The 24,817-nt window shown below is 66.3% G+C and carries 22 protein-coding genes; 18 read left to right on the forward strand and 4 right to left on the reverse strand.

Annotated features, from left to right (window positions below):
• Positions 1-31: 31 nt before the first annotated feature.
• From phaR to J0H39_16365, 13 genes are all read left to right on the forward strand, one after another.
• Entirely contained in the window at positions 32-670 is a 639-nt protein-coding gene (phaR, locus tag J0H39_16305) for a polyhydroxyalkanoate synthesis repressor PhaR (GenBank protein ID MBN9498318.1), read from the forward strand.
• Between the two features lie 163 nt (positions 671-833).
• On the forward strand, positions 834-1,106 hold the full coding sequence (locus J0H39_16310; GenBank protein MBN9498319.1) for a hypothetical protein: 273 nt from the start codon (positions 834-836) through the stop codon (positions 1,104-1,106).
• A gap of 16 nt (positions 1,107-1,122) precedes the next feature.
• On the forward strand, positions 1,123-3,978 hold the full coding sequence (locus J0H39_16315; GenBank protein MBN9498320.1) for an isoleucine--tRNA ligase: 2,856 nt from the start codon (positions 1,123-1,125) through the stop codon (positions 3,976-3,978).
• Entirely contained in the window at positions 3,882-4,475 is a 594-nt protein-coding gene (gene lspA, locus J0H39_16320) for a signal peptidase II (protein ID MBN9498321.1), read from the forward strand. Before J0H39_16315 ends, lspA begins: the two co-directional genes overlap by 97 nt.
• Positions 4,472-5,059, forward strand: a complete 588-nt coding sequence (locus tag J0H39_16325) for a DUF3035 domain-containing protein (protein ID MBN9498322.1) — start codon at positions 4,472-4,474, stop codon at positions 5,057-5,059. Before lspA ends, J0H39_16325 begins: the two co-directional genes overlap by 4 nt.
• On the forward strand, positions 5,038-6,405 hold the full coding sequence (locus tag J0H39_16330) for an insulinase family protein (protein ID MBN9498323.1): 1,368 nt from the start codon (positions 5,038-5,040) through the stop codon (positions 6,403-6,405). Before J0H39_16325 ends, J0H39_16330 begins: the two co-directional genes overlap by 22 nt.
• The gene (locus J0H39_16335) at positions 6,405-7,718 is read left to right on the forward strand and encodes an insulinase family protein (GenBank protein ID MBN9498324.1); all 1,314 of its coding nucleotides are present in this window, start codon (positions 6,405-6,407) and stop codon (positions 7,716-7,718) included. Before J0H39_16330 ends, J0H39_16335 begins: the two co-directional genes overlap by 1 nt.
• A 60-nt stretch (positions 7,719-7,778) precedes the next feature.
• The gene (locus tag J0H39_16340) at positions 7,779-9,056 is read left to right on the forward strand and encodes a glucose-6-phosphate isomerase (GenBank protein MBN9498325.1); all 1,278 of its coding nucleotides are present in this window, start codon (positions 7,779-7,781) and stop codon (positions 9,054-9,056) included.
• The gene (gene mutL, locus J0H39_16345) at positions 9,053-10,834 is read left to right on the forward strand and encodes a DNA mismatch repair endonuclease MutL (GenBank protein ID MBN9498326.1); all 1,782 of its coding nucleotides are present in this window, start codon (positions 9,053-9,055) and stop codon (positions 10,832-10,834) included. The genes J0H39_16340 and mutL overlap by 4 nt, the downstream gene beginning before the upstream one ends.
• A gap of 126 nt (positions 10,835-10,960) precedes the next feature.
• A complete protein-coding gene (locus J0H39_16350; GenBank protein MBN9498327.1) occupies positions 10,961-12,118 on the forward strand; it encodes an ABC transporter substrate-binding protein in 1,158 nt (385 codons plus the stop codon).
• Positions 12,004-13,173 (forward strand): iron ABC transporter permease, encoded by a 1,170-nt coding sequence (locus J0H39_16355; GenBank protein MBN9498328.1) that lies wholly within the window; start codon positions 12,004-12,006, stop codon positions 13,171-13,173. Before J0H39_16350 ends, J0H39_16355 begins: the two co-directional genes overlap by 115 nt.
• The gene (locus J0H39_16360) at positions 13,170-13,943 is read left to right on the forward strand and encodes an ABC transporter ATP-binding protein (GenBank protein MBN9498329.1); all 774 of its coding nucleotides are present in this window, start codon (positions 13,170-13,172) and stop codon (positions 13,941-13,943) included. The genes J0H39_16355 and J0H39_16360 overlap by 4 nt, the downstream gene beginning before the upstream one ends.
• Positions 13,940-14,704, forward strand: a complete 765-nt coding sequence (locus J0H39_16365; GenBank protein MBN9498330.1) for a methyltransferase domain-containing protein — start codon at positions 13,940-13,942, stop codon at positions 14,702-14,704. The genes J0H39_16360 and J0H39_16365 overlap by 4 nt, the downstream gene beginning before the upstream one ends.
• On the opposite strand, the gene J0H39_16370 is transcribed toward J0H39_16365, so the two are convergent.
• A complete protein-coding gene (locus tag J0H39_16370; protein ID MBN9498331.1) occupies positions 14,701-15,573 on the reverse strand; it encodes a DMT family transporter in 873 nt (290 codons plus the stop codon). The genes J0H39_16365 and J0H39_16370 overlap by 4 nt on opposite strands.
• Positions 15,574-15,648: 75 nt before the next feature.
• Between J0H39_16370 and J0H39_16375 the strand changes: the two genes are divergently transcribed.
• Positions 15,649-16,527 (forward strand): LysR family transcriptional regulator, encoded by an 879-nt coding sequence (locus J0H39_16375; protein MBN9498332.1) that lies wholly within the window; start codon positions 15,649-15,651, stop codon positions 16,525-16,527.
• On the opposite strand, the gene J0H39_16380 is transcribed toward J0H39_16375, so the two are convergent.
• On the reverse strand, positions 16,524-18,248 hold the full coding sequence (locus tag J0H39_16380) for an EAL domain-containing protein (GenBank protein MBN9498333.1): 1,725 nt from the start codon (positions 18,246-18,248) through the stop codon (positions 16,524-16,526). The genes J0H39_16375 and J0H39_16380 overlap by 4 nt on opposite strands.
• A gap of 179 nt (positions 18,249-18,427) precedes the next feature.
• On the opposite strand from J0H39_16380, the gene J0H39_16385 reads away from it, so the two are divergent.
• From J0H39_16385 to J0H39_16400, 4 genes are all read left to right on the forward strand, one after another.
• Entirely contained in the window at positions 18,428-18,814 is a 387-nt protein-coding gene (locus J0H39_16385; protein ID MBN9498334.1) for a hypothetical protein, read from the forward strand.
• A 53-nt stretch (positions 18,815-18,867) separates the two neighbouring features.
• Positions 18,868-20,394 (forward strand): AMP-binding protein, encoded by a 1,527-nt coding sequence (locus tag J0H39_16390; GenBank protein ID MBN9498335.1) that lies wholly within the window; start codon positions 18,868-18,870, stop codon positions 20,392-20,394.
• Between the two features lie 41 nt (positions 20,395-20,435).
• Positions 20,436-21,371 (forward strand): 2-dehydropantoate 2-reductase, encoded by a 936-nt coding sequence (locus J0H39_16395; GenBank protein MBN9498336.1) that lies wholly within the window; start codon positions 20,436-20,438, stop codon positions 21,369-21,371.
• A 178-nt stretch (positions 21,372-21,549) separates the two neighbouring features.
• The gene (locus J0H39_16400) at positions 21,550-21,732 is read left to right on the forward strand and encodes a DUF1289 domain-containing protein (GenBank protein MBN9498337.1); all 183 of its coding nucleotides are present in this window, start codon (positions 21,550-21,552) and stop codon (positions 21,730-21,732) included.
• On the opposite strand, the gene J0H39_16405 is transcribed toward J0H39_16400, so the two are convergent.
• Together J0H39_16405 and J0H39_16410 are read right to left on the reverse strand one after the other, a co-directional pair.
• Entirely contained in the window at positions 21,710-23,944 is a 2,235-nt protein-coding gene (locus J0H39_16405; protein ID MBN9498338.1) for a bifunctional salicylyl-CoA 5-hydroxylase/oxidoreductase, read from the reverse strand. The two genes, J0H39_16400 and J0H39_16405, sit on opposite strands and share 23 nt — an antisense overlap.
• Before the next feature lie 93 nt (positions 23,945-24,037).
• Entirely contained in the window at positions 24,038-24,811 is a 774-nt protein-coding gene (locus J0H39_16410) for a sulfite exporter TauE/SafE family protein (GenBank protein MBN9498339.1), read from the reverse strand.
• Between the last annotated feature and the right edge of the window lie 6 nt (positions 24,812-24,817).

Raw genomic sequence — 24,817 nt, forward strand, 5'->3', positions numbered from 1 at the left:
CGCAGGGAAGTTATGCGGGCAAGCTGACCCTATGACGGAACCCAGCTCGACCGCCCCTTCGGATACCGGCGCCGCTTCGGACCCGGTGAAGATCAAGAAATATGCAAATCGCCGCCTCTACAATACGGCGACGTCGAGCTACGTGACGCTCGACCATCTTTGCCAGATGGTAAAGCAGGGCACGGATTTCGTGGTCCATGACGCCAAGACGGGCGAGGACATCACCCGGTCGGTGCTGACCCAGATCATCGTCGAGGAAGAAGGCAAGAGCGGGCAGAACATGCTGCCGGTCTCGTTCCTGCGGCAGCTGATCTCGTTCTACGGCGACAATCTCCAAGCGCTGGTGCCGCGCTATCTGGAGAATTCAATGTCCGCCTTCGCGCGCAATCAGGAACAGATGCGCACGGCCATGTCGCAGGCGTTCGGCGGCATGTTCCCCTTCCCCTCCTCCGTGGGCGCCATGGAGGAGATGGGCAAGCAGAACCTCGCGTTGTTCCAGAACGCGATGAAGATGTGGGGCCTGGCCGCCGTGCCGGGTGCCGAAGCGCCCGCGTCGGATACATCGTCCACGGCGGCTCCGGCGGCGAAGGCCGGCGAATCGATCGACCTTCTGCGCCAGCAGCTCGAGGCGATGCAGTCGCAGCTCGAAGCGCTTTCCAAAAAGGGCTGAGTCCCCGCCCTGTTGACGCGCGGGTGCAGGCGGCTATATTCGCCGCCGATGATCACGCACGACCTCCATCGGGCTCTCGACGGGCGAATTATCCGCCCGGTCCTTCGCCAGGACCGGGAGTTTTCGTTCGTCCCGAGACAGACCCGTTTGGAGTCCGCGTATCATGCATTCGTCTAAAGCCGAACCCGTCCGCCGTTACGTCGTCCGCGCCGAGCCCGTGATGGGCCTTACGTCTCGCGTGCTCGAGGAATTCGCCAAGCGCGACGTTCTTCCCGATCTTTTCGAAGCGCGCGTTTCGGGCGGCGAGCTCGATCTTCGCGTCGATTGCCGGGGATTGGAGAGCAACGCCGCCGAACACGTGGCGCTGGTGCTGGCGAATTTTCCCGGTATCCGCGACGTTCAGCTGATGGCCGCACGTCTTCGCGAAGCCGCCTGAAGGGCCCGACCGCACGATGACCGTCGACTACAAGAGCACCGTCTTCCTGCCCAAGACCGACTTCCCGATGCGCGGCGAATTGCCCAAGCGCGAGCCCGCCACGCTGGCGCGCTGGGAGAAGATGGGGCTTTACCGCCGCCAGCGCGAAGCCGCCAAGGGCCGCGAGAAATTCGTGCTGCATGACGGCCCGCCTTACGCCAACGGGCATCTGCATATCGGCCACGCGCTGAACAAAATTCTGAAGGACGCGATCAATCGCGGCCAGCAGATGCTGGGCAAGGACGCCGATTACGTGCCGGGCTGGGACTGCCACGGTCTTCCCATCGAATGGAAGATCGAGGAGGAATATCGCGCCAAGGGCAAAGACAAGGACAAGGTCGATATCGTCGAGTTCCGCCGCGAATGCCGCGACTTCGCGGCCAAGTGGATCGACATCCAGCGCGAGGAATTCAAGCGCCTGGGCGTGATCGGCGATTGGGCGAATCCCTATTCGACCATGTCCTACGCCGCCGAATCGCAGATCGCGCGCGAGATCGCGAAATTCGCGATGAATGGCGGGCTCTATCGCGGCTCGAAGCCGGTGATGTGGTCGGTCGTGGAAAAGACCGCCTTGGCCGAGGCCGAGATCGAGTATCACGACCACAAAAGCACGACGATCCATGTCGCCTTCCCGATCGTCACGCCGAAGAATCCGCGCCATGCGGGGGCTTCGATCGTCATCTGGACGACGACGCCCTGGACGATCCCCGGCAACCGCGCGCTCGCGGCGGGGGCGGAGATCGAATACGACCTGCTGACCGTCAAATCGGTCCACCCGGAATCGAAAGCGAAGCCGGGCCAGCGCTATATCGTGGCGAAGGCGCTGACGACCGAATTCGTCGAAGCGGCGAAGATCGCCGAAGTCGACGTGTCGATGGACGATCGCGCGACGGGTGCGGATCTCGCCGGCACCGTGTGCGCACATCCGTTGCGCGAGGCCGATCCCTATTACGGCTTCGACGTCACAATCTTCACCGGCGATTTCGTGACGACCGAGGCGGGTACCGGCTTCGTGCATATCGCGCCGGGCCATGGTGCGGACGACTACGAGCTCGGCCTCAAGAACAACGTCGAAATTCCGCAAACGGTGTCGGCGGACGGCAGCTATTACCCGCATGTCGCGCTGTTCGCGGGCAAGCGCGTTTACTCGCCGCAAGGCAAGCCCGGCGACGCCAACAAGGCGGTGATCCAGGCGCTGGATGCCGGCGGCAAGCTGCTCGCCGTCGCCTATATCCAGCATTCCTATCCGCATTCCTGGCGATCGAAAGCGCCGCTGATCTTCCGCAACACGCCGCAATGGTTCATCTCCATGACGGCGAACGATCTGCGGCAGAAAGCGCTCGACGCGATCTCGGCGACCGATTGGTTCCCGGCTTCGGGCGAAAACCGCATCCGCTCGATGATCGAAACGCGCCCCGATTGGTGCATCTCGCGCCAGCGCGCCTGGGGCGTGCCGATCGCCGTGTTCGTCGAAAAGAAAACCGGCCAGTTGCTGCGCGACGAAGCGGTGTTCGAGCGGATCGCCCAGGCTTTCGCGGCCGAGGGGGCCGATGCTTGGTATTCCTCGCCGCCCGCACGGTTCCTGGGCAACGATCGCAACCCCGACGATTACGAACAGATCGTCGACGTGATCGACGTCTGGTTCGATTCCGGATCGACCCACGCCTTCACCCTGGAAGAACCGGGCAAGGCCGTCGGCTGGGATCTGCAATGGCCGGCCTCGCTTTATCTCGAAGGCTCCGACCAGCATCGCGGCTGGTTCCATTCCTCGCTGCTCGAAGCTTGCGGCACGCGCGGCCGTGCGCCCTACGAGGCCGTGCTGACCCACGGCTTCGTGCTCGACGAGCAGGGCCGCAAAATGTCGAAGTCGCTGGGCAATGTGACCGCACCCCAGCAAGTGATCGAGCAATACGGCGCCGACATTCTGCGCCTGTGGGTCGTCGCGTCCGACTACTCGGAAGATTTGCGCATCGGGCCGGAAATCCTGAAGCAGCAGGCCGAGTATTATCGCCGCCTGCGCAACACGCTGCGCTATCTGCTTGGCGCGCTGGAAGGCTACGACGCCAAGGAAGACGTGCCGGTCGCGCAATTGCCCGAGCTTGAGCGCTACGTGCTGCACAAGCTGCGCGATCTCGACCTTCTGCTGCGCGAATGCTTGGCGACGCACGATTTCACGCGCTTCTACGTGGCGCTCCATAATTTCTGCGCGGTCGATCTGTCGGCCTTCTATTTCGACGTGCGCAAGGACGCGCTTTATTGCGACGCGCCGGACAGTTTGCGCCGGCGCGCGACGCGCACGGTGATGGCTTTCGCCTTCGATTGTCTGGTGAAGTGGCTCGCCCCCGTGCTGTGCTTCACGGCCGAGGAAGCGTGGCTCGCCCGCCATCCCGGCGACGACGAATCCGTGCATCTGCAGCTTTTCCCCGAAACGCCCTCGGCCTGGGCCGATGCGGCGCTGGCGGAGAAGTGGGAAAAGATTCGCGAACTGCGCCGCGTCGTGACCGGCGCGATCGAGTTGGCGCGCGCCGACAAGAAGATCGGCGCCTCGCTGCAAGCCGATCCGACGATCCATCTGGCCGACAAGGCGCTCTACGCTTCGCTGCCCAAGGAGATCTGGGACGAGTTGCTGATCGTCTCCGACCACAAGGTCGCGGAGGGTGCGGAGCCGGAAGGCGCGTTCCGCTTGAACGAAGTGCCGGGTGTCGCCGCTACGGTCGGCATCGCCGACGGCCATAAATGCGAGCGCTGCTGGCGCGTGTTGCCGGAAGTCGGCAGCGTGGCCAAGCACCCGCGCATTTGCGTGCGCTGCGCCGACGCGGTGGACCGCGTTTGAACAACCGTACGGAAAACCTGAAGCGCGGACTCGCGTTGGCCGCGTCGGTCCTGGTCCTCGATCAGGCGGTGAAATACGTCATGTATCTCTACCTCATCGCCGGGTTCCGCCCGTCGGTGGAGGTGGCGCCGTTCTTCAATCTGGTCGTGGTGTGGAATTACGGCGTCAGCTTCGGCCTGTTCAATTCGGGCTCGTCGGAGGCGTCGTTCATCTTCGTCGGCCTCGCCGCCGCGATCGTGATCGGGCTTGGCGTGTGGCTCGCCCGCGCCGAGACCCCCGTAATTCTACTCGGGCTGGGGCTGGTGATCGGCGGGGCGATCGGCAACATCGTCGATCGTTTGCGCTACGGCGCGGTGTTCGATTTCTTGGATTTTCATGCCTTTGGCTGGCATTGGCCGGCATTCAACGTGGCCGACGCGGCGATTACCATCGGCGTGGCCTGCCTGTTTTGGGATGCTTTTACGGCCGGCGACAAATCGGGTAAAATAAGCGGATGAACACGCGATCGATCCCGTCCCGCTTCGTCCTCGCCGCCGCCGGCCTTGTCGCGGCGCTGACGTTGGGCGCTTGCGCCGACACGCGCAAAGCCATCGGCTGGGACAAGGTGTCGCCCGACGAATTCAACGTCGTGACGCGGGCACCCTTGACCCTGCCGCCCGATTTCGGCCTGCGCCCGCCCGCCCCCGGCACGGCGCGCCCGCAAGAACAATCGCCCACCGAACAAGCGCGCGTCGCCGTGTTCGGCAACAGCGCCGCCGCGCGCAACGCGGCCGCCGGCCAGCAAGGCCCGGGCTCGACCGGCGAACACGCGCTGGTCACCAAAACGGGCGGCGACAAGGTCGACGCCAATATCCGCGAACAGCTCGACCGCGAAACCTCGCAGCTCGCCGAAGCCGATCGCAGCTTCGTCGACCGGCTGATGTTCTGGCGCGCCAACACGCCGGGCCAGGGCGAACAGCTCGACGCGACACGCGAATCCCAGCGCCTGCGCGAAGCCGCCGCGACCGGCCGCCCGGCGTCGGACGGCAGCGTCGCCACGGTGCGCAAGCGCCAGCGCGGCTGGCTCGAGGGGATTTTCTGAACCGTTTCCTCGCCGCACTCGGCGTCGTCGCAAGCCTGATCGCGGGCGGCGCTGCGCATGCGCAAGTGTTCGAGCCCAAGACCTTCGATCTGCCCAACGGCCTGAAGGTCGTGGTGATCGAAAACAGCCGCGCCCCGGTCGTCACGCAAATGGTCTGGTACAAGACCGGTGCGGCCGACGAAGTCCAGGGCGTCTCCGGCATCGCCCATTTCCTCGAACATCTGATGTTCAAGGGCACGCCATCCGTGCCGCCGGGCGATTTCAGCCGCATCGTCGCGCGCTTCGGCGGGCGCGACAACGCCTTCACCAGCCACGACTACACCGCCTATTTCCAGACCGTCGCCAGCGACCGGCTGGAAGACATGATGCGCATCGAAGCCGACCGCATGGCCAATCTCGTGCTGGCCGACGCGCAAGTGCTGCCCGAGCGCGACGTGATCGTCGAGGAACGTCGCCAAGTCGTCGATCAGCGCCCGTCGTCGCGCTTGCGCGAGCAGTTGATGGCGGCGCTGTTCGTCAATCATCCCTATGGCCGCCCGATCATCGGCTGGGAGCACGAGATGCAGGCGCTGACGCGCCAAAACGCGCTCGACTGGTACGGCAAATGGTACGCGCCAAATAACGCGATGCTGATCGTCGCGGGCGACGTGAAGGCCGAGCAGGTGAAAACGCTCGCCGAGCGTTATTACGGCCCCGTCGCGCGCAAGGCCGTGCCCGAGCGCGTGCGTCCGCAGGAACCGCCGGCCATCGCCGCCAAGCGCGTCGAACTCAAAGATTCACGCGTGCGCCAGCCGTCCTGGTCGCGCGCATGGCATGCGCCTTCGCATAATCGCGATCTGCCGAACGTGCTGGACCGCGACGCGGTCGACGCGCTGGAAATCGCGGCCGAGATTCTGGGCGGCGGGCCGACCAGCTTGCTGGTGCGCGCGCTCGTCCACGACAAGCCGCTCGCCTCGGGAATCGGCGCGGCCTTTGACGGCTCGGCCTTCGATCTGTCGTCGTTCTGGATTTTCGCGAGCCCGCGCGACGGCACCTCGCCCGCCGAACTCGAAACCGCGATCGAAGTGACGTTGCGCGACATTCTGCGCGACGGTCTTCCGGCCGAGGAAGTGGAACGCGCCAAAGCCCGCACGCTCGACCAAGCGATCTTCGCGCGCGACGGCGTGCAAGCCGCCCCGCGCGCTTTCGGCATCGCGTTCACGACCGGCAAGGACGTCGCCTGGGTCGAATCTTGGCCCGCGCGCATCGCCGCCGTAACGCCCGAACGCGTCAACGCCGCTTTGCGCGCGATCCTGTCGCAGGACGGCCATACGACCGGGCTGCTGCTGCCCAAGCCGGGGTCGTGATGCGCAAGCTGCTGCTGATCGCGTTTCTGTGCGTCGTCGCCCTCGCCCCCGCGCGCGCGCAGAATATCGAGGAAGTGCGCAGCCCGGGCGGCATCGTCGCCTGGCTGATCCGCGATCCGGCCTTGCCGGTCCTCGCCCTCGAGTTTTCCTGGCGCGGCGGTACGGCCGCCGATCCGGCCGACAGACTTGGCCTCGCCGCGATGACCGCCGATTTGCTGACATCGGGGGCCGGCGATCTCGACCAGCAAGGTTTCGCGCGCGCGCTTGAAGATCGCTCGATCTCGCTCGGCTTTTCGGCCGGCACCGATACGCTGCAAGGTGGCTTGCGCCTGTTGTCGCGCGACGCCGATCGCGGCGCCGATTTGCTGGCGCTGGCGCTGACCCAGCCGCGCTTCGACCCGCGCGACGTGGAACGCGTGCGCGCGCGCATCCTGCAAGGCATCGCGCAGGAAGACGCCAACCCGCAGACGCTGGCGCGGCGCGCTTTCGCAAAGGCGGCGCTGGGCGATCATCCCTATGCGCGCCAATCGCGGGGCACGGCCGATACGGTGCGCGCCATCACGATCGACGATCTGCGCGGGCAGCTGGCCAAGCGCTATGCGCGCGACAATCTGGTCGTCGCGGCGGTGGGCGACGTTACGCCGGAGCGCCTGGGCCAATTGCTCGACCGCGCCTTCGGCGCCTTGCCCGCGAAAGCCGAAACGGTCGAGATCTCGCGCATCGAGATCGCCGGCCCCGCGCGCACGCTGATTATCCGCCGGCCGGCCACGCAGACTTTCGCCATTTTCGGCCAGCAAGGCATCGAGCGCGACGATCCGGATTTCTTCGCGGCGGCCCTCGTCAACTACGTGCTGGGCGGCGGCGGTTTCAATTCGCGCCTGATGCTCAGCGTGCGCGAACGCGAAGGCCTGACCTACGGCGTCGGCACGGGCCTCGCCGTTTACGACCGCGCGGCGATCGTGCAGGGCAGTTTCTCCAGCGAAAACGGGCGCATCGCCCGCGCGCTCGAACTCGTGCGCGCCGATTGGGCACGCATGGGGGCGGAAGGCCCGACCGACGCCGAATTGCAGGGCGCCAAAGACTACCTCAACGGGTCCTTCCCGCTGCAATTCGACCGCTCCGACCGCATCGCGCGGCTTTTGGTCGCGGCACGGCTCGACGGGCGCGGGCGCGATTGGTTCGCGGAGCGCAAACGGCGAATCGACGCGGTGACGCCGGAACAAGCGCGCCGCGCGGCGCGCCGGCTCTACGACCCCGCCAAAATGATCGTCGTGCTGGCGGGCGAACCGCAAGGCATTCAGCCCTCGGAATAGGGACTACGCCTCCCTATATTCAGGGCGTACGATAGCCCCATATCCGATTCCGGTGCGCACATGACAAATTCCCTGCCCTATCGCCAGGACCTTCGCCATTGCTTCGATCTGGTCGAAGGTTTCGACCGCCAAGTCCTCGAAACCTGGCTCGACCAGACGCGCGACACGGTCGCGGCGTTGCGCGAAGCGGTCGGCAAGGGCACCTACGCGTTCCTCGACCAGCCCGACCGCACCGACGATCTCGCCGCCATCGAAGCGGCGGCCAAGACGCTGTCGAAATTTTCGACCGTCGTGCTGCTCGGAACGGGCGGGTCGAGCCTGGGCGCGCGCGCGCTGGCGGCGCTGGCCGATGCGGGCACGGGGCTGGGCGTCAAAGGCAAGCCGCGCTTGATCGTGGCGGAGAATGTCGATCCTTTCGCCTTCGAACGCCTCGTCGCCGATCTCGATCCCAAGACCACCGGCGCGTTGATCGTTTCCAAATCCGGCGGTACGGCGGAGACATTGTCGCAAGCGCATGCGCTTCTGCCCAAGCTCGCCGATCCGGCCGCCCAAGCCATCGCGCTGACCGAACCGACGGATAACGCGCTCGCACGGCTGGCCAAGCGCTACAAGCTTTCGACCGTCGATCATCCGACGACTTTGGGCGGGCGCTTCTCCGTGCTGTCCGCCGTGGGCTTGATTCCGGCGGCGCTGCTCGGCCTCGACATCCGCGCTTTGCGCAAGGGTGCGGCGATCGCGCGCGACGCGGCCCTCGCCGATCCGCTGTCCTCGGCACCCGCGCAAGGGGCCGCCCTGGCCGCCGCGTTCAACGCGCGCGGCGTGCGCACGAGTGTGCTGTGCCCCTATGTCGACGCGCTTGCACCCTTCGCGCAATGGTACGCGCAGCTCTGGGCCGAAAGCCTGGGCAAAGGCGGCCACGGCACGACGCCGATCCGGGCACTCGGCACCGTCGATCAGCATAGCCAGTTGCAGCTGTGGCTCGACGGCCCGGCCGACAAGCTCGTCACCGTCGTCGCGCGCGAAACCAAGGGGGCGGGTCCCCGCTATTCGAAGGACGCGCTGGGCGATTCGTCGCTCGACTGGCTCGAGAACCGCACGATGGGCGATCTGCTCGACGTGTCGTGGCGCGCGACGGTCGAAACCCTGGCGCGGCGCGGCCGCCCGGTGCGCCTGTTCACGCTGCCCACGCTCGACGAAACGACGCTGGGCGCGTTGATGATGCATTTCATGCTCGAAACCGTCATCGCCGCGGCGTTGTTCGACGTCGAGCCCTTCGACCAGCCGGCCGTGGAAGACGGCAAGCGTCTGGCGCGCGCTTATCTGAAAGGCATGGCGTGACGATACGCCGCCTGCCCGAAACCCTCGTCAACCGCATCGCGGCGGGCGAGGTGATCGAACGGCCGGCGGCGGCCGTGAAGGAACTCGTCGAAAACGCGATCGACGCGGGTGCGACGCGCATCGCGGTCAATCTTTCCGAAGCGGGGCGTGCCGCCATCGTCGTCACCGACGACGGCAAGGGCATGTCGCCGGACGAGCTCGGCCTTGCCGTCGAGCGGCACGCGACGTCGAAACTGCCGGACGACGATCTACTCGCGATCCGCACGCTGGGCTTCCGGGGCGAGGCCTTGCCCTCCATCGGTGCCGTGGCGCGATTGACCATCGCCAGCCGCGCGCGCGATGCGGCCGATGCATGGTCGATCGCGATCGAAGGCGGGCGCAAGGGCAAGCCGGTGCCGTCGCCGCATCCGCCGGGGACGCGCGTCGAAGTGCGCGATCTTTTTTACGCCACGCCCGCGCGCCTTAAATTCCTGAAGGGCGAACGCGCCGAACGCGAGGCCTGCGAGGACGCGATCGCGCGCCTCGCCATGGCGCATCCCGAGATCGGCTTCGAACTGACATCGGACGGGCGCACGATTCTGAAACTGCCGCCCGCCCCGCGCCTCGACCGTATCGCCGCCGTCGTGGGCAAGGAGTTTCTCGGCAGCGCCGTCGACGTGCTGGCCCAGCGTGAGGCCGACGAAGGCCCGATCAAGCTCGACGGTCATGCGGGGCTCCCGACCTATAATCGCGCGACGTCGCAGCACCAATATCTGTTCGTCAACGGCCGCCCGGTGCGCGACAAGCTGCTGGCGGGCGCCGTGCGTGGGGCCTATGCCGATTTTCTGGCGCGCGACCGGCATCCGGTGCTCGCGCTTTTCCTGACGCTGCCCACCGATCTGGTCGACGCCAATGTGCATCCGGCAAAAACCGAAGTGCGCTTCCGCGATCCCGCCCGTATTCGCGGGCTGATCGTCGGCAGTCTGCGCGAGGCGTTGGATCGCGCGGGTTTCCGTGCCGCCACATCCGTCGCGGTCGAGGCGATCGATCTGGTCCGCCCGCAAACCCTGCCGCCACCGCAATACGCGTTCGCGGCCCCGGGTCCGCGTGGAACGACGCCCGATCTGGCGGAGCGCAGCTACGAATATCATGCACCGTTGGCGCCCAGCGCCCCGCCTGCCGCGCCGATGCCCGAAGCTTCGGCCATTGCGACCGGCAATCTGCCGCTCGGCGTGGCGCGCGCACAGGTGCACGAGACTTATATCGTCGCGCAAACCAGCGACGGCATCGTCATCGTCGATCAGCACGCGGCGCATGAACGCCTTGTCTACGAGCGCATGAAGGCGGCACTCGCCGCCGGTAGCGTGAAGCGCCAGGCGCTGCTGATTCCCGAAATCGTCGAACTCGGCGACAAGGATTGCGCGGCGCTGCTGGCACGCGCCGACGAGCTTGGCGAATTGGGCCTCGCCATCGAGGCGTTCGGGCCCGGCGCCATCGCCGTGCGCGAAACGCCCGCACTACTCGGCGAGGTCGATGTGCGCGGCTTGCTGCGCGATCTCGCCGACGAAATCGCCGAGCATGGCGCCGCACTATCACTCAAGGAACGCCTCGGCGATGTGTGCGGCACGATGGCCTGCCACGGCTCGGTGCGCGCGGGCCGCCGCCTGTCGGGCCCCGAGATGGATGCGTTGCTGCGCCAGATGGAAGCCACACCGCATTCGGGCCAGTGCAATCACGGCCGCCCGACTTACGTCGAACTCAAACTCGCCGATATCGAAAAACTGTTCGGACGGCGCTGATTTCCCCGCCCCAGCCCCGGAATTAAATCCCGAACTGCTATTGACTTTCATTTGCGCTTAATATGAGAATGACTCGCATTATCGAAAAGGGTCGATCACATCCAAGCCTTTGAACGGAGACGTAAAATGACGACGGGACGCAAGACGGCGGCGCTTGGCCGCCGTGGCTTTTTGGGGGGCATGACGGCGGGTGCGGCCCTGTTGGCGGCACCGGCCATCGCCGCCGGCGGGATCGAAATCGTCGATATCGCGGGCCGCAATGTCAGCCTGAAAGCCCCGGCCAAGCGCGTGATCCTGGGCGAAGGGCGGTTGATGTACGGCTACTCCGTGCTGCAACCCAAGGCGCCGTTCGAGCGTTTGGTCGGCTGGGGCGACGACATGGTGCTCTACGATCCGGGCACCTATCGCCATTATCGCGCCAAGCACCCGAGCGGCGACGCCGTGCCGCGCTTCGGCTCGGCGGTGAATTCGGATTTCAGCGTCGAGAAGGCGATCGCGTCGAATCCCGATCTCGTCCTTTTCCCGTTGTCGGCCTATCAGCGCCAGATCCAGGCCGGCACGTTCGAGAAGTTGCAGCGCGCGGGCATCCCCGCCGCGATCGTCGATCTGCGCGAAGCGCTCGCGCAGAACACGCAGCCGAGCATCGAGATCATGGGTTCGCTGCTCGGCCTCGACAAGGAAGCGGCGGAGTTCAACCGGTTCTACTTGCGCGAAACGCGGCGCGTGTCGTCCGCCGTGTGGAACATGCCCGCGAACAAGCGCACGACCGTGTTCATGGAACGCGCGGCGGGGTTCGATCCGAATAATTGCTGCATGACCTTCGGCAACGCCAATCTGGGCGTCACCTTGCAGGACGCGGGCGGCATCAATTGGGGTGCCGGCCGCTTCCCCGGCATCGGAGGTACTGCCAGCCCCGAAGCGATTCTGACGCTCGACCCCGAAGTGATCATCGGCACGGGCGCGGATTGGGCGGAAAGCACGCCCGGCTCGCGCGGCGTGCCGTTCGGCTACGAGACGACGCCCGCGCAAGTGCAGGCGGCGTTGAAGGCGCTGGCCGAACGGCCGGGCTGGTCGGCGTTGAAGGCGGTGAAGTCGAAGCGCTTCTACTCGATCTATCACCAGTTCTATACGAGCCCCGCGCATCTGGTCGCGATGCAGGTCTTCGCGAAATGGCTCTATCCGGAGCAGTTCGCGGGCCTCGATCCCGACGCGGTCTGGCGCGAATATCACGAACGTTTCTCGCCGATCCCGCTATCGGGCGTGTTCTGGGCGCAGCTCGCGTGAGCGACGCCGCCCTCGCGTCGCCCGCCCAGACGCGCATCGCGGCGGCCGAACGCCGGCGGGGACTCGTCCTCGCCGGTGCCGCCCTTGCGGTCGTCGCGTTGGTGCTCGTCGATCTGGGCACGGGGCCGGGCAGTATCCCGCTCGCCGACGTGGTCCGCGCGTTGATCGACCGCGACGCCGTCGAGATTCGCTTGGGCGTGATCGTGTGGGACATCCGCCTGCCCGTGGCGCTGCAAGCGGCCTTGCTCGGCGCGATGCTCGGCATCGCGGGCGCGCAAATGCAGACGATCCTCGACAACCCGCTCGCCGATCCGTTCACGCTGGGCGTGTCCTCGGCCGCCGGCGTGGGCGCGTCGGTCGCGATCGTCACCGGGATGTCGTTGATCCCTGGGGCGGGCCCGTTCCTCGTCTCCGCCAACGCCTTCGTCTTCGCCTTCGGCGCGGCGTTGCTGGTGTTCTTCTTTTCGGTCGTGCGCGGCGCCACGTCCGAAACGATGATCCTGTTCGGCATCGCGCTGATGTTCGCGTTCAACGCGCTGCTGGCGATTCTGCAATATCGCGCGTCGGAAACGCAGCTCGTGCAGATCGTGTTCTGGATGATGGGCTCGTTGCAGCGCGCCACACCCGAACGCCTGCTGGCCGGCGTGGCCATCCTCGCCGTCGTCGGCGGCTTGATGTGGCGGCGGCGCTGGGCGCTGACCGCGATGCGCTTCGGCGACGACCGGGCGGCGAGCCTGGGCGTCGATCCGCGCCGCCTGCGCCTGGAAACGCTGCTGCTGATCGCGCTGCTATCGGCCACCGCCGTTTCCTATGCGGGCGTGATCGGCTTCATCGGCTTGGTCGGCCCGCATATCGCGCGCCTCGCGGTGGGCGAGGATCAGCGCTGGTTCGCGCCCTTATCCGCCCTATGCGGGGCCGCGTTGCTGTCCGCCGCGTCGATCGCGGCCAAATCGATTTCGCCCGGCGTGATCTATCCCATCGGCATCGTCACCGCTCTGGTCGGCGTGCCGGTATTCCTGTCGATCGTCGCCGGGCGACGGAGTGTGGCGCGATGAAGGGTTTGCATTTCGAAGATATCGAAGTCGGCTACGGCACGCGCACGGTGCTGCGCGGCATCGGCGCCGATGCGCTGCTGCCCGGCACGATCACGGCGCTGATCGGCCCCAACGCCGCCGGCAAATCCACCTTGATGCGCGCCATCGCCGGCTTGCTGCCGATCAAACGCGGCGCCATCGCCGTGGACGGCACGCGGATCGAGAAACTGCGCCTGCGCCCGCGCGCGAAATACGTGCGCTACGTGCCGCAGACCTATGCGACGTCCGCACGGCTGTCGGTCTACGACGCGGTGCATGTCGCCGCGCGCGCCGCGGCGCCGGACGAAGCACCGCGCGATATCCGCTTGGCCGTCGCGGCGACGCTGGAGCGTACGGGCACCGCCCCGCTCGCGGACCGGATGGTCTGCGATCTTTCCGGCGGCCAGCAGCAGCTTGTGGCGCTCGCCCAAGGCTTGGTGCGCCCCGCCCCCGTGCTGCTGCTCGACGAGCCGACCAGCGCGCTGGATCTGCGCAACCAGCTTGAGGCGTTGCGCTTGCTGCGCGACGCGGCGCAACGCGACAAGATCGCGGTCGCGGTCGCCATGCACGATCTGGCGCTGGCCGCACGCCACGCCGATCGGGTGATCCTCTTGTCTCAGGGTGCGATCGTCGCCGACGGCGCGCCCGACGACGTTTTCGCCGCGCCCGAATGCGGAGCGGCTTACGGCGTGGAACTCGCCGCGACGCGGTCGGGGTCGGGCGCCTTGTTGATCGAAGCGAGTCTGCCATGAACGGCGCGAATTGGAGTTTGAAGGAAGAGATCCGCGATTACTGGTCGGGCCGCGCCGAGACGTTCGACCAGTCGCGCGGCCATCGCATCCATGACGGCGCGGAAGCGAATTCGTGGCGCCGCGTAATGACCGAAGGTCTGGGCGATATCGCGGGCAAGAAGATCCTCGACCTCGCCTGCGGGACGGGCGAGATCAGCCGTATGTTGCTCGATCTGGGCGCGACCGTGACCGGCGTGGATTTCGCCGAACCGATGCTGGCGCGCGCCAAGGCCAAGCTGCGCGGCCGCGACTGGACCGGCATGCTGGGCGATGCGGAGCGGCTCGACACGCTGCAGCCGGAGACGTTCGACGGCGCGATCACCCGCCATCTCGCTTGGACGCTGACCGATCCGCCGGCCGCCTATGCCGCCATCTTGCGCGTGTTGAAGCCGGGTGCGCGACTCCTCGTCATCGACGGCGATTGGGTCAGCGAAGGCCCGCGTTCGCGCATCCTGCGCGGTCTCGCCAAGCTGATCGACGGCAAGGAAGGCCAGGCGGGGGCGGACGCCGAGCGCCACAAGCGCATCCTGTCGCAAGTGCCCTACGCCAACGGCCTAACGCCCGAACGCTTGCGCGTCGATCTCGAAGCCACGGGCTTTGCCGACGTCACGCGCCATTCCACGCTCGCGGTCTATCTGTGGGGGATGCGCGGCGCGGGGCTCGGCGATCAGTTGCGATTGCTGGCGCCCACACGCTTCGCGATCTCGGCCCGCCGGCCCTAACGCAGCGCGAGCGCGATCCCCAGCATCGTCAAGACGATGCCCGCTGCCGTCGATAGATCGGGCATTTCGCCCAACATCGCGAAGCCGCCCAACGCCGACAAAGCAGGCACCAGCGCGCCCGACAGCGCCGCACGGCCCGCGCCCAGATGCCGGATGGCGAGGGCGTAGGTCCAGGTGCCGAGCAGGCCCGCGCAGATCCCTTGCGCCGCGACCTGCAACGCGACGTCGCGCCATGACGCCGACAACAGGCCGCCGCCGGCGATCAGCCAGAGCGGCAGGACGCACGCGAACGACAACGCCGCGAGCAGCGCCGAAACCTGCCAAGCGCCGAGTCCGCTGCGCCGATACGCGACCGAGAAAACCGCCCAAAGCGCGGACGCGGCGAGAAACAGAAAATCGCCGCGCCACGCGCCATCGCCGCCCACCGCCAAAGCCGGGCCGACGATGGCGGCGACACCCGCCGCGACGATCGCGAAGCCGATCGCGCGTTGCCGCCCGATCCGTTCGCCCAGCACGGCGAAGGCGAGCAAGGCGGTGAACAGCGGCATCGTGCCCGGCAGCAACGCGCCCATATGCGCGACGGGCGCCAAACCGGCCCCCGCCATCGCGACCAAGCCGAACGGCAAGCCGCCGCCCAGAAATATCGGCGCGATCAACGCAAGCCGCGCCGTGCGAGGCCAGAAGCCCGCGCGCCACAGTACCGGCGACAGCGCCAAGGCGGGCACGCCGTAACGCAACATGGCGAGATCGAGCGGCCCCAGATCCGTCGATGCGCCGGCGCGCGTGGCGATCTGCCACGCCGCCCCGATCGCGGCGGCGGCGAAGGCGGCGGCGAGACCGATCGCGCGCGAAGGACGAAGTTCGGACATGGCGCCTTTTGCCGCGAACGCCGCGCGCGCGCCAACGCGACTTGACGATAATCCTATGAACTGGATTCATAGGCCATGGCCGCCAAACGCCGCCTACCGCCCTTCGCGGGGCTTCTCGCGTTCGACGCCGTGCTGCGCCACGGCGGCTTTTCGCGCGCGGGCGACGCGCTGCATTTGACTCAGAGCGCCGTCAGCCACCGCGTCGCGGCGCTGGAGCGGCATTTCGGCGCGAAACTGTTCGAACGGTTGAATCCCGGCCTTGCGCCCACGCGGGCGGGCAAGCGTCTGGCGGCCGCATTGACGCCGATCCTGGCGGGTCTGGAGGATCTGAACGGCAAGGTCGCCGCGGGCCCGATCCGCTTCAAACTCGCGACCGGTCAAGCGTTGCTCGGCTGGTGGCTTTCGGCGCGGCTGGGCGCCTTGGCCGCCGCGTTTCCGCATCTGGAGATCGAGATCGCGGCACTGACCCATCTGTCACAGCGCGGGCGGGTGCGCGCGGACCTCGAATTGCTGTGGGTGAAGCGCGCGGAATTCGCGGGCGGCCCGCAGGCGCTGGCGTTTCCGGAGGAGACGATCTTCCCCGTCGCCGCTCCCGGCTTGCTGCGCGGCCGCCGCGATTGGCGCGCGTTGCCGCTGATCGCCAAAACCGAGGCGGCCGAGGACGACGCGACGCCCGAATGGCGCTGGCGCGCGTGGCTCGGGGGCACCGCCAAACGCGCGGCATTGCGCTTCGACGATCCGGGGGCGGCGCTGCAAGCCGCGATCGACGGCGGCGGCATCGCACTAACGCGCTCGCTGCTGGCGCAGGACGCGCTCGCCGCCGGACGGCTAAAACGCGTCTCGCGCGCCGCGATGCCGTCGGCGAAGATTCAAACGGCCCAATGGCGCGCGGAAAGCGACGCGCTCGCGGGGCCGATCGCGCGTTTCCTGATCGCGAAGGCGGCGGGCGCCTAGTTCTTGCCGGGGATGACGGCGAAGTTGGGCCGCGCGGGCTTCGCCGAAAGCGCGTCCAACCCCAACGGCGCGAGCCACGGCCTTTCGATGCTGGGCAGGCCGAACAGATTGCCTTGCAGCAGATTGACGCCGCGCTTGGCGAGATGCTGGGCCTCGAGATTGTTCTCGACGCATTCGGCGACGGTTTCCAGGCCGAACCCTTCGGCGAGGCCCAGCAGCGTGCGGATGAAGAGCTGATTGTCGACGTTGTCGGCAAGGCCGCGCACGAAGGAACCGTCGATCTTCACGCTATCGACCGCCAGCGCCTTCAAATTGCGGAAGCTGGTGTAGCCCGCGCCGAAATCGTCGAGCGCCACGCGGCAGCCCAGATCGCGCACGGCGGCGACGAATTTCGCCGTCTCGTCGATATCCTGAATCGCCACCGTTTCGGTGATCTCGACGATCAGACGCTGCGCGATCTCCGGCCGTCCTTTGACGAAACCCGACAACGCGCGCAGCCATGTCGGATCGCCCGCCGTCAGGCCGGAAATGTTGATCGCGAGCGAAACATCCGGCCAGCGATTGAGCTCGCCGATCGACATTTCCAGCACGCGCCGGTCGAGCAAGCGCATCAAGCCGGTCTGTTCAACGATGGGAATGAACGAGCCCGCCGGCGCGATCGTGCCGTCCATGCGCTGCAAGCGCAGCAGCGCTTCGTAGTGATGGATTTTGTGGTCCTGCGCGCCGACCACCGGCTGGAAGGCGAAGACGAGACGTTCGTCCTTCAACGCCGCCTGCACGTCCGACGAAATCGCGACCAAGCGCTGATGCAGTTCGCGTTGGGCGGGGCTCGCCGAGAAAATGGCGTAGCGATTGCGGCCCGCGCGCTTGGCTTCCGCCAGCGCGGATTCCGCGCGCGCCTGCATCTCCACACCCGACGGGCCTTGGCCCATGAACAGCACCGCACCGGCCGAGGCCGTGACATGGATCGGCCCATCCGGCGTTTCGATCGGCGCCGAACGCACCGTGCTGAGCAGGCGATCGGCGGCAAGGCCGATTTCGCTTTCCGGGCAATGCGCGAGCACCAAGCCGAAGCGATCGCCGCCCGCGCGCCCGATCACGTCGGATTCGCGTAACGCGCGTTCGAGACGTTGGCCGACGCCGACCAGAATCGCGTCGGCGGTCGCCCAGCCGAACGCGTCGTTGATGGCGCCCAGATTGTCGATGCCGATCAGCAGAAAGGCGCCGGGCGCTTCGTAGCGCGCGGCGTAAGCGAGCTGATGGTCGAGCGCTTCGCGCAGACGCACGGCGTTGAAATGGCCGGTCAGCGCGTCGTAATTCGCGAGATATTCGAGACGCGCTTCGCGTTCCTTGCGCGCCGTGATCGCACGCAACGTGCCGGCCACGCGGATCGGCCGCCCGTCGGGCGCGAATTCGGCCCGGCCGCGATCATGCACCCAGATCAACGCCCCGCCGTCGCCGCGAATGCGATAATCGAGATCATAGGCGAGCCGGTCGACGAAATGCGCCGACAGCGCTTTCACGCGGCCGGGCAAATCTTCGGCGTAGATCCGGCTTTGCAGCACCTGGCCCGTGGGCGGAAAATCGCCGCGCGGCCCGAACGTGTCCTCCGCCTTGCCCGCCCATTCGATCGCATCGGTCGCGAGGTCCCAGACGTAAGCGGCGTCGCCCGCCCCTTCCAGGGCGCGCAAAGCGCGGTCGGTGGAACCCGTGTCATCCATAGGGAGGCGGTCTCGCTTCTCGCTGGCCGGAATGCAGTTTAGCCCGGCCCCCCGAAACCACAAATGTTTGAAACATTGAGGCTTTCGAGCGACTTCGGCGATGTGGATATTAACTACAATTTGAATCGAATGCCAGATTCCAGTTGACTTCGATTTTCATAAAATTTTACATTAATCCCATGAACGCGGCATCGAATGTTTTCCTGCTGCCACCGCCCGGCGCCAAGCGCGTCGGGACGGAGGGGAATGCGTCGGCCGCCCGCGTCCAACCCGAAGCCGCCGATAAAGCCACGCAGGGGCTCGGGCTCTCCGCCGAACAGATGGCGGGGCTGGTGGACGCCCTGGCCCGACGGGGCCAGGGCCCCCAGCGCAAACGCAGCTTCGCCGACGAGATGGTCGGCGAAACCGGCCGCGCCCCGGCCGATCTGGGCTTCGCCGCCCAGCGCTATGCCCAGGAAACGCTGCATATGGCCGCCCATCACGAGGATTGGCGCCAGGGCACGATGGCCTATATGGCCGCACAGAATATTACCGACACCGCGCGCGGAACGGGCGTCGCCGCCTAGGCAGGCGTTCCGCTCTCTGATACGGAATCGTCTTCCACCTCGGGAGGACGGCAATGGCGTTCACGACGGTTTCGGAACTTCTGCGTATCGGCAAAGACGGCGACATGGCGCTTGGGTCCCCCGAGACGCCACCCCTTTCGTTCGCGGGTTTGCGCAAACTCGCGGCCAAGACGATCGCCGACCTCAACGCGATGGGGATCGGCCGCGACGATCGCGTGGCGATCGTGCTGCCCAACGGGCCGGAGATGGCCGCCGCCTTCCTGTGCGTCGCCGGTGCGGCGACGACAGCCCCGTTGAACCCCGCCTATCGGCAGGAGGAGTTCGAGTTCTATATCGCCGACCTCAAAGCCAAGGCGGTGCTCGCCCAGAAGGGCGATGAAACGCCCGCGCGCGCCGCCGCGGCGAAGCTGGGCGTACCGCTGATCGAATTGACGCCGACGCGCGATGCGGGTGCGGGTTCCTACACGCTGTCGTCGCTTTTGAAAGGCACGGCCGCGCAGCCGGGCCCCGCGCAACAAGACGACATCGCGCTGATCCTGCACACCTCGGGCACCACCTCGCGCCCCAAGATCGTGCCGCTGGCGCAGGCGAATATCTGCGCCTCCGCAAGGCATATCGGCCAGACGCTCGCGCTCACGCCGAGCGACAAATGCCTCAACATCATGCCGCTGTTCCACATCCACGGGCTGATCGCGGCGGTGCTGTCGTCGCTTGCCGCCGGCGGGGGCACCGTGTGCACGCCCGGCTTCAACGCGCTCAAATTCTTCGGCTGGCTCGACGAGGTGAAGCCGAGTTGGTACACGGCCGTGCCGACGATGCATCAAGCCATTCTCGCGCGCGCCGACCGCAACAAGGACAGCTTGGCGCGCGCCGGCTTGCGCTTCATTCGCTCGTCGTCGGCGTCGCTGCCGCCGCAAGTGATGCTTGAACTCGAAGCCGCGTTCGGCTGCCCGGTGATCGAAAGCTACGGTATGACCGAAGCCGCGCACCAAATGGCGTCGAACCCTTTGCCGCCCGCCGCGCGCAAGCCCGGCTCCGTCGGCATCGCCGCAGGCCCGGAAGTCGCGATCATGGACGAGGAAGGCAATCTTCTGCCCAAGGGCGCCTTGGGCGAGATCGTGATTCGCGGGCCCAACGTCACCAAAGGCTACGAAGCGAACCCGGACGCGAATCTCAAAGCCTTCGCGGGCGGCTGGTTCCGCACCGGCGACCAAGGCACGCTGGACGACGAAGGCTATCTGCGCATCACCGGGCGGTTGAAGGAGCTGATCAATCGCGGCGGCGAGAAGGTCTCGCCCCTCGAAGTCGACGAGGTGATCATGGATCACCCGGCGGTCGCGCAGGTCGTGACCTTCGCGATGCCGCACGACAAATTGGGCGAGGACGTCGCCGCCGCGATCGTCTTGCGCGAAGGCCAAGCGACGACCGAGCGCGAAATCCGCGATTTCGCCGCCAAGCGCCTCGCGGATTTCAAAGTGCCGCGCAAGGTCGTGATCCTCGCCGAGATCCCGAAGGGGGCGACCGGCAAATTGCAACGCATCGGCCTCGCCGACAAATTGGGGTTGGGAGCGGCGAAGTGAATCGTGTTCTGATTTTCGGCGCCGGCGCCATCGGCGGTTATATGGGCGTGAAGCTCGCCCAAGGCGGGGCGCGCGTTACGTTCTTCGCGCGCGGCGCGCATTTGGAGGCGATGAAGGCCAACGGGATCAAGCTGATCTCCGAAGGCGCCGAGACGGTGATCAAAGACGCGAATTTCGCCGGCGATGCGCGCGAAGCGGGCGAACAGGATTTCGTCATCGTCAGCCTGAAGGCCCACGGCCTGGTCGCCGCCGTCGATCAGGTCGCGTCGCTGCTGGGCCCCAAGACCGCCTTGGTCACGGCGATGAACGGCGTGCCCTATTGGTATTTCCACAAACATGGCGGCCCGCATGACGGCAAGCGGCTCGAATCGGTCGATCCGGGCGGGGCGTTGTGGTCGAAGCTGGGCCCCGAACGCGCCATCGGCTGCGTCGTCTATCCCGCCGCCAATATCCTGGCGCCCGGCGTGATCGAGCACACCTATTCGAACCGCTTCACGCTGGGCGAGCCCGACGGCTCGAAAAGCGAGCGCATCGCGGCGCTGTCGGAATTGATGATCAAGGGCGGCTTGAAGGCGCCGGTGCGCCCGCGCATCCGCGACGATATGTGGGTGAAGCTGTGGGGCAATCTGTGCTTCAACCCGCTATCGGCACTGACGGGTGCCACGCTCGACGTCATCACCGGCGATCCGGGGACCCGCAGCGTCGCCCGCGCGATGATGCTGGAAGCGCAAGCGGTCGGCGAGGCATTGGGTATCAAATTCGGCATCGACGTCGAAAAACGCATCGACGGGGCGGCCGAAGTCGGCTCGCATAAAACCTCGATGCTGCAAGACCTCGAAGCCAAGAAACCGATGGAGATCGATGCGTTGCTGGGCGCGGTGGTCGAGATGGGCGCGCTCACCGGGCACGAGATGCCGGCCTGCAAAATGGTGCTGGCGCTGGTCCGCCAACGCGCGCGCGTCGCGGGGGTTTACTGATCGCGCGAATCGCGGCCACTCTGCCGCCACATGAACCGCGCCGCTTTGCCCGTCTGCACCTGGTGCCATCGCACGACGCGCCCGATTTGGGTGCACGGGCATATGCAATGCGAGCATTGCAAGATCAACATCGCGCCGTGCTGCGACGGCGACGAGTGCTACGTGCCGGAACCTCGCGATGAAATCGCCCTGCATTAATATTTGCCGGCTCGACGCCGATCTGCGCTGCACGGGCTGCGGGCGCAGTTCGCGCGAGATCCGCCTCTGGGCGCGCTACGACGACGCCACGCGCGACGCGGTCATGGCGCGCCTCGCCGCCGAAGGATTCCCGAAAGAAACTACCGGCTGGGACGCGGCGTAAAGCTGCGCGCCGAGCCGTATTGCGGCGGCCAGGGCAGATCGTAGCCCTGTTCCTGCGCGGCATGGCGCGTCCAGTACGGATCGAACAGATGCGCGCGCGCCAGCACGCAAAGATCGGCGCGGCGCGCGGCCAGGATCGTGTTCGCGTCGGCCCAGGTCGAGATCGCCCCTACCGTCATCACCGGCACATCCGCTTCCTGGCGGATACGATCGGCGAAGGGCGTTTGGAACAGGCGGCCATAGACCGGATGGTCGTCGTCGACCGTTTGGCCCGCCGAGACGTCGACGATATCCGTGCCATGCGCCTTCAGCATTTTGGCGATCGCGACGGCCTCGTCGGGCGTCGTCCCGCCTTCCTTCCAATCGGTCGCGGAGATACGCACCGCGATGGGCTTTTCCTTCGGCCACGTCGCGCGCACGGCGTCGAGCACTTCCAGCGGGAAGCGCAGGCGTTTTTCCAGCGTGCCGCCATATTCGTCGCTGCGCTGGTTGGTCAGCGGCGAGACGAAGCTCGCCAGCAGATAGCCATGCGCCATATGCACTTCGACGATGTCGAACCCGGCCGCGTCGGCGCGCTTCGTCGCGGCGACGAAGTCGGCTTTGACCTTGTCCATATCCCCGCGATTCATCGCGCGCGGCGTTTGGCTGCCCTTCTTGTAGGGCAACGGCGACGGGGCGATCAGGTCCCAATTGCCGTCAGGCAAGGGTTGGTCGATCCCTTCCCAAGCGCGTTTGGTCGAGCCTTTGCGCCCGGCATGGGCGAGTTGTACGCCGATCTTGGCGGGCGAATTGGCGTGGACGAACTCGGTCACGCGCTTCCACGCGGCCACGTGTTCGTCCTTATAGAGACCCGCACAACCCGGCGTGATGCGGCCTTCCGCACTCACATCGGTCATTTCGGTCAGGATCAGACCCGCCCCGCCGAGCGCGCGGCTGCCCAGGTGTACGAGATGCCAATCGTTCGGCAACCCGTCTTCGGCCGAATATTGGCACATCGGCGACACGACGATGCGGTTGGGCACTTCCATCTTGCCGATCTTGTACGGCGTGAACATCGGCGGCGGCGCGCCCGCGACACCGGCCTTGGCGGCGAAGTCCCGGTCGATTTCGGCGACCAAGGCGGGATCGCGGAGCTTCAAATTCGTATGCGTGATGCGCATCGAGCGTGTGAGCATCGCGAAGGCGAATTCCAGCGCGTCAAGCTTGCCGATATAGCGCTCCGTCTCCTCGAACCATTCGAGCGAGGTTTGCGCGGCACGCTGGATGGATTCGGTCTGGGGCTTGCGCTTGGCCTCGTAGGCGGCGAGCGCTTCCTTGACCGACTTGGTCGACTTGAGCGCCGCCGCCAGCTCGATCGCATCTTCCATCGCGAGCTTGGTGCCCGAGCCGATGGAGAAATGCGCCGTATGGCACGCGTCGCCCATCAGCACCACGTTGTCGAAAGACCAATGCGCGTTGCGGATCGTCGGGAAGGTGCGCCAGATCGAGCGATTGGCGATCAGCTTATGGCCCGCCAGTTCTTCGGCGAACAGCTTCTCGCAAAAATCGATCGTCTGTTCTTCCGTCGCCTTGTCGAGACCGGCCTTCTTCCACGCCGTCTCGCTCGTCTCGACGATGAAGGTCGAGTGCGACTTGTCGTATTGATACGCATGGACGCGATAGAGGCCGCTTTCGTGTTCCTTGAAGTGGAACGTGAATGCGGGATGCGGGCGCGTGGTGCCGAGCCACACGAATTTGTTGCGCCGCCAATCGAGCGACGGCTTGAACTTCGCTTCGTATTTGGCGCGGATGGCGGAGTTGACGCCGTCCGCCGCCAGGATCAGATCGGCGTCGGGGAACTCGGTCACGTCCTTCACGTCGCGCTCGTGGACGATCTTCACGCCCAGAGCGGCGGCGCGCTTGGACAGGATATCGAGCAGCTTGACCCGCGCCATGCCCGAAAAGCCGTGGCCCTTGGAGGTCACGACCTGGCCGCGATAATGGACGTCGATATCGGTCCAATGCGCGAAGGCCGCGGTGATCGCGTCGTAGCTTTCGCGATCGGCGTCGGCGAAATTGCCGAGCGTTTCGTCGGAGAACACGACGCCGAAGCCGAACGTGTCGCCCGGCTTGTTGCGCTCCACGATCGTGATGTCGTGCGCGGGGTCCGCCTTCTTCATCAGAATGGCGAGATACAACCCCGCCGGCCCGCCGCCGATGCTGACGATCTTCATGGCCCGATCCCCGTTCCCTAAATGCCTCGGGGAGATACTTTAGACTTAAAGTAATTTTGGGCAAGCCCCTTTTCCGAGGCATTCCGTCGCGGGTCAGACGAGGAACAGCCCCTTGGCCGCGTCGTAGACCAGCTTCCAGCCGGTCGCGAACAGGAACAGATTGCACCAGAAATAAAAGCGTTTCTGGTCGACGCGATGATGCAGCCAGAACCCCGCCCACATGCCGATCGGGGCGAGCGGCAGCAGCGCGAGGCTCGTGCCGATATTCTCGAAGGTGAACAGGCCGAGATAGACGTAAGGGAAGAATTTCAGCCAGTTGATGATCGCGAACAGCACCAGCAGCGTGCCGACGAACAAGGTCTTGTCCATCTTATAGGGCTGCAAATAGACCTGGATCGGCGGCCCGCCCGCATTGGCGATGAAGCTGGTGGCGCCCGAGACCATCGACCAGAACAGACCTTTGGGCCAGTTGGGTTCGGTCGCGGTCGCCGCGTGGCGCCCGCGCAATGAATCGAGCACGCCCTTGCCGGAGAACACGATCGCGATCAGGCCGATCAGCAGGCGCACCCAAAGTTCGTCGAGATGGCGGAAGGCGAGATAGCCGATCACGATCCCGATAATGCCGCCGGTCAGCAGGATCGGCATATGTTCGCGCGACCAAACGTTGCGATAGCGCCAGATCCCGAACGCATCCATGACGATCAGCAGCGGCAGCATGATCGCCGCCGCCTGGGGTACGGGAATCGCCAATGCCATCAGCGGCACGCCCATCGAGCCGAGGCCGCCGCCGAATCCGCCTTTCGAAATGCCGACCAGAAGAAAGGCCGGGATCGCCAACGCCAGAAAAAGCGGGTCGAAGATCGGCACTTAAAC

The organism is Alphaproteobacteria bacterium (assembly GCA_017308135.1).
Taxonomy (GTDB): Bacteria; Pseudomonadota; Alphaproteobacteria; order CACIAM-22H2; family CACIAM-22H2; genus Tagaea.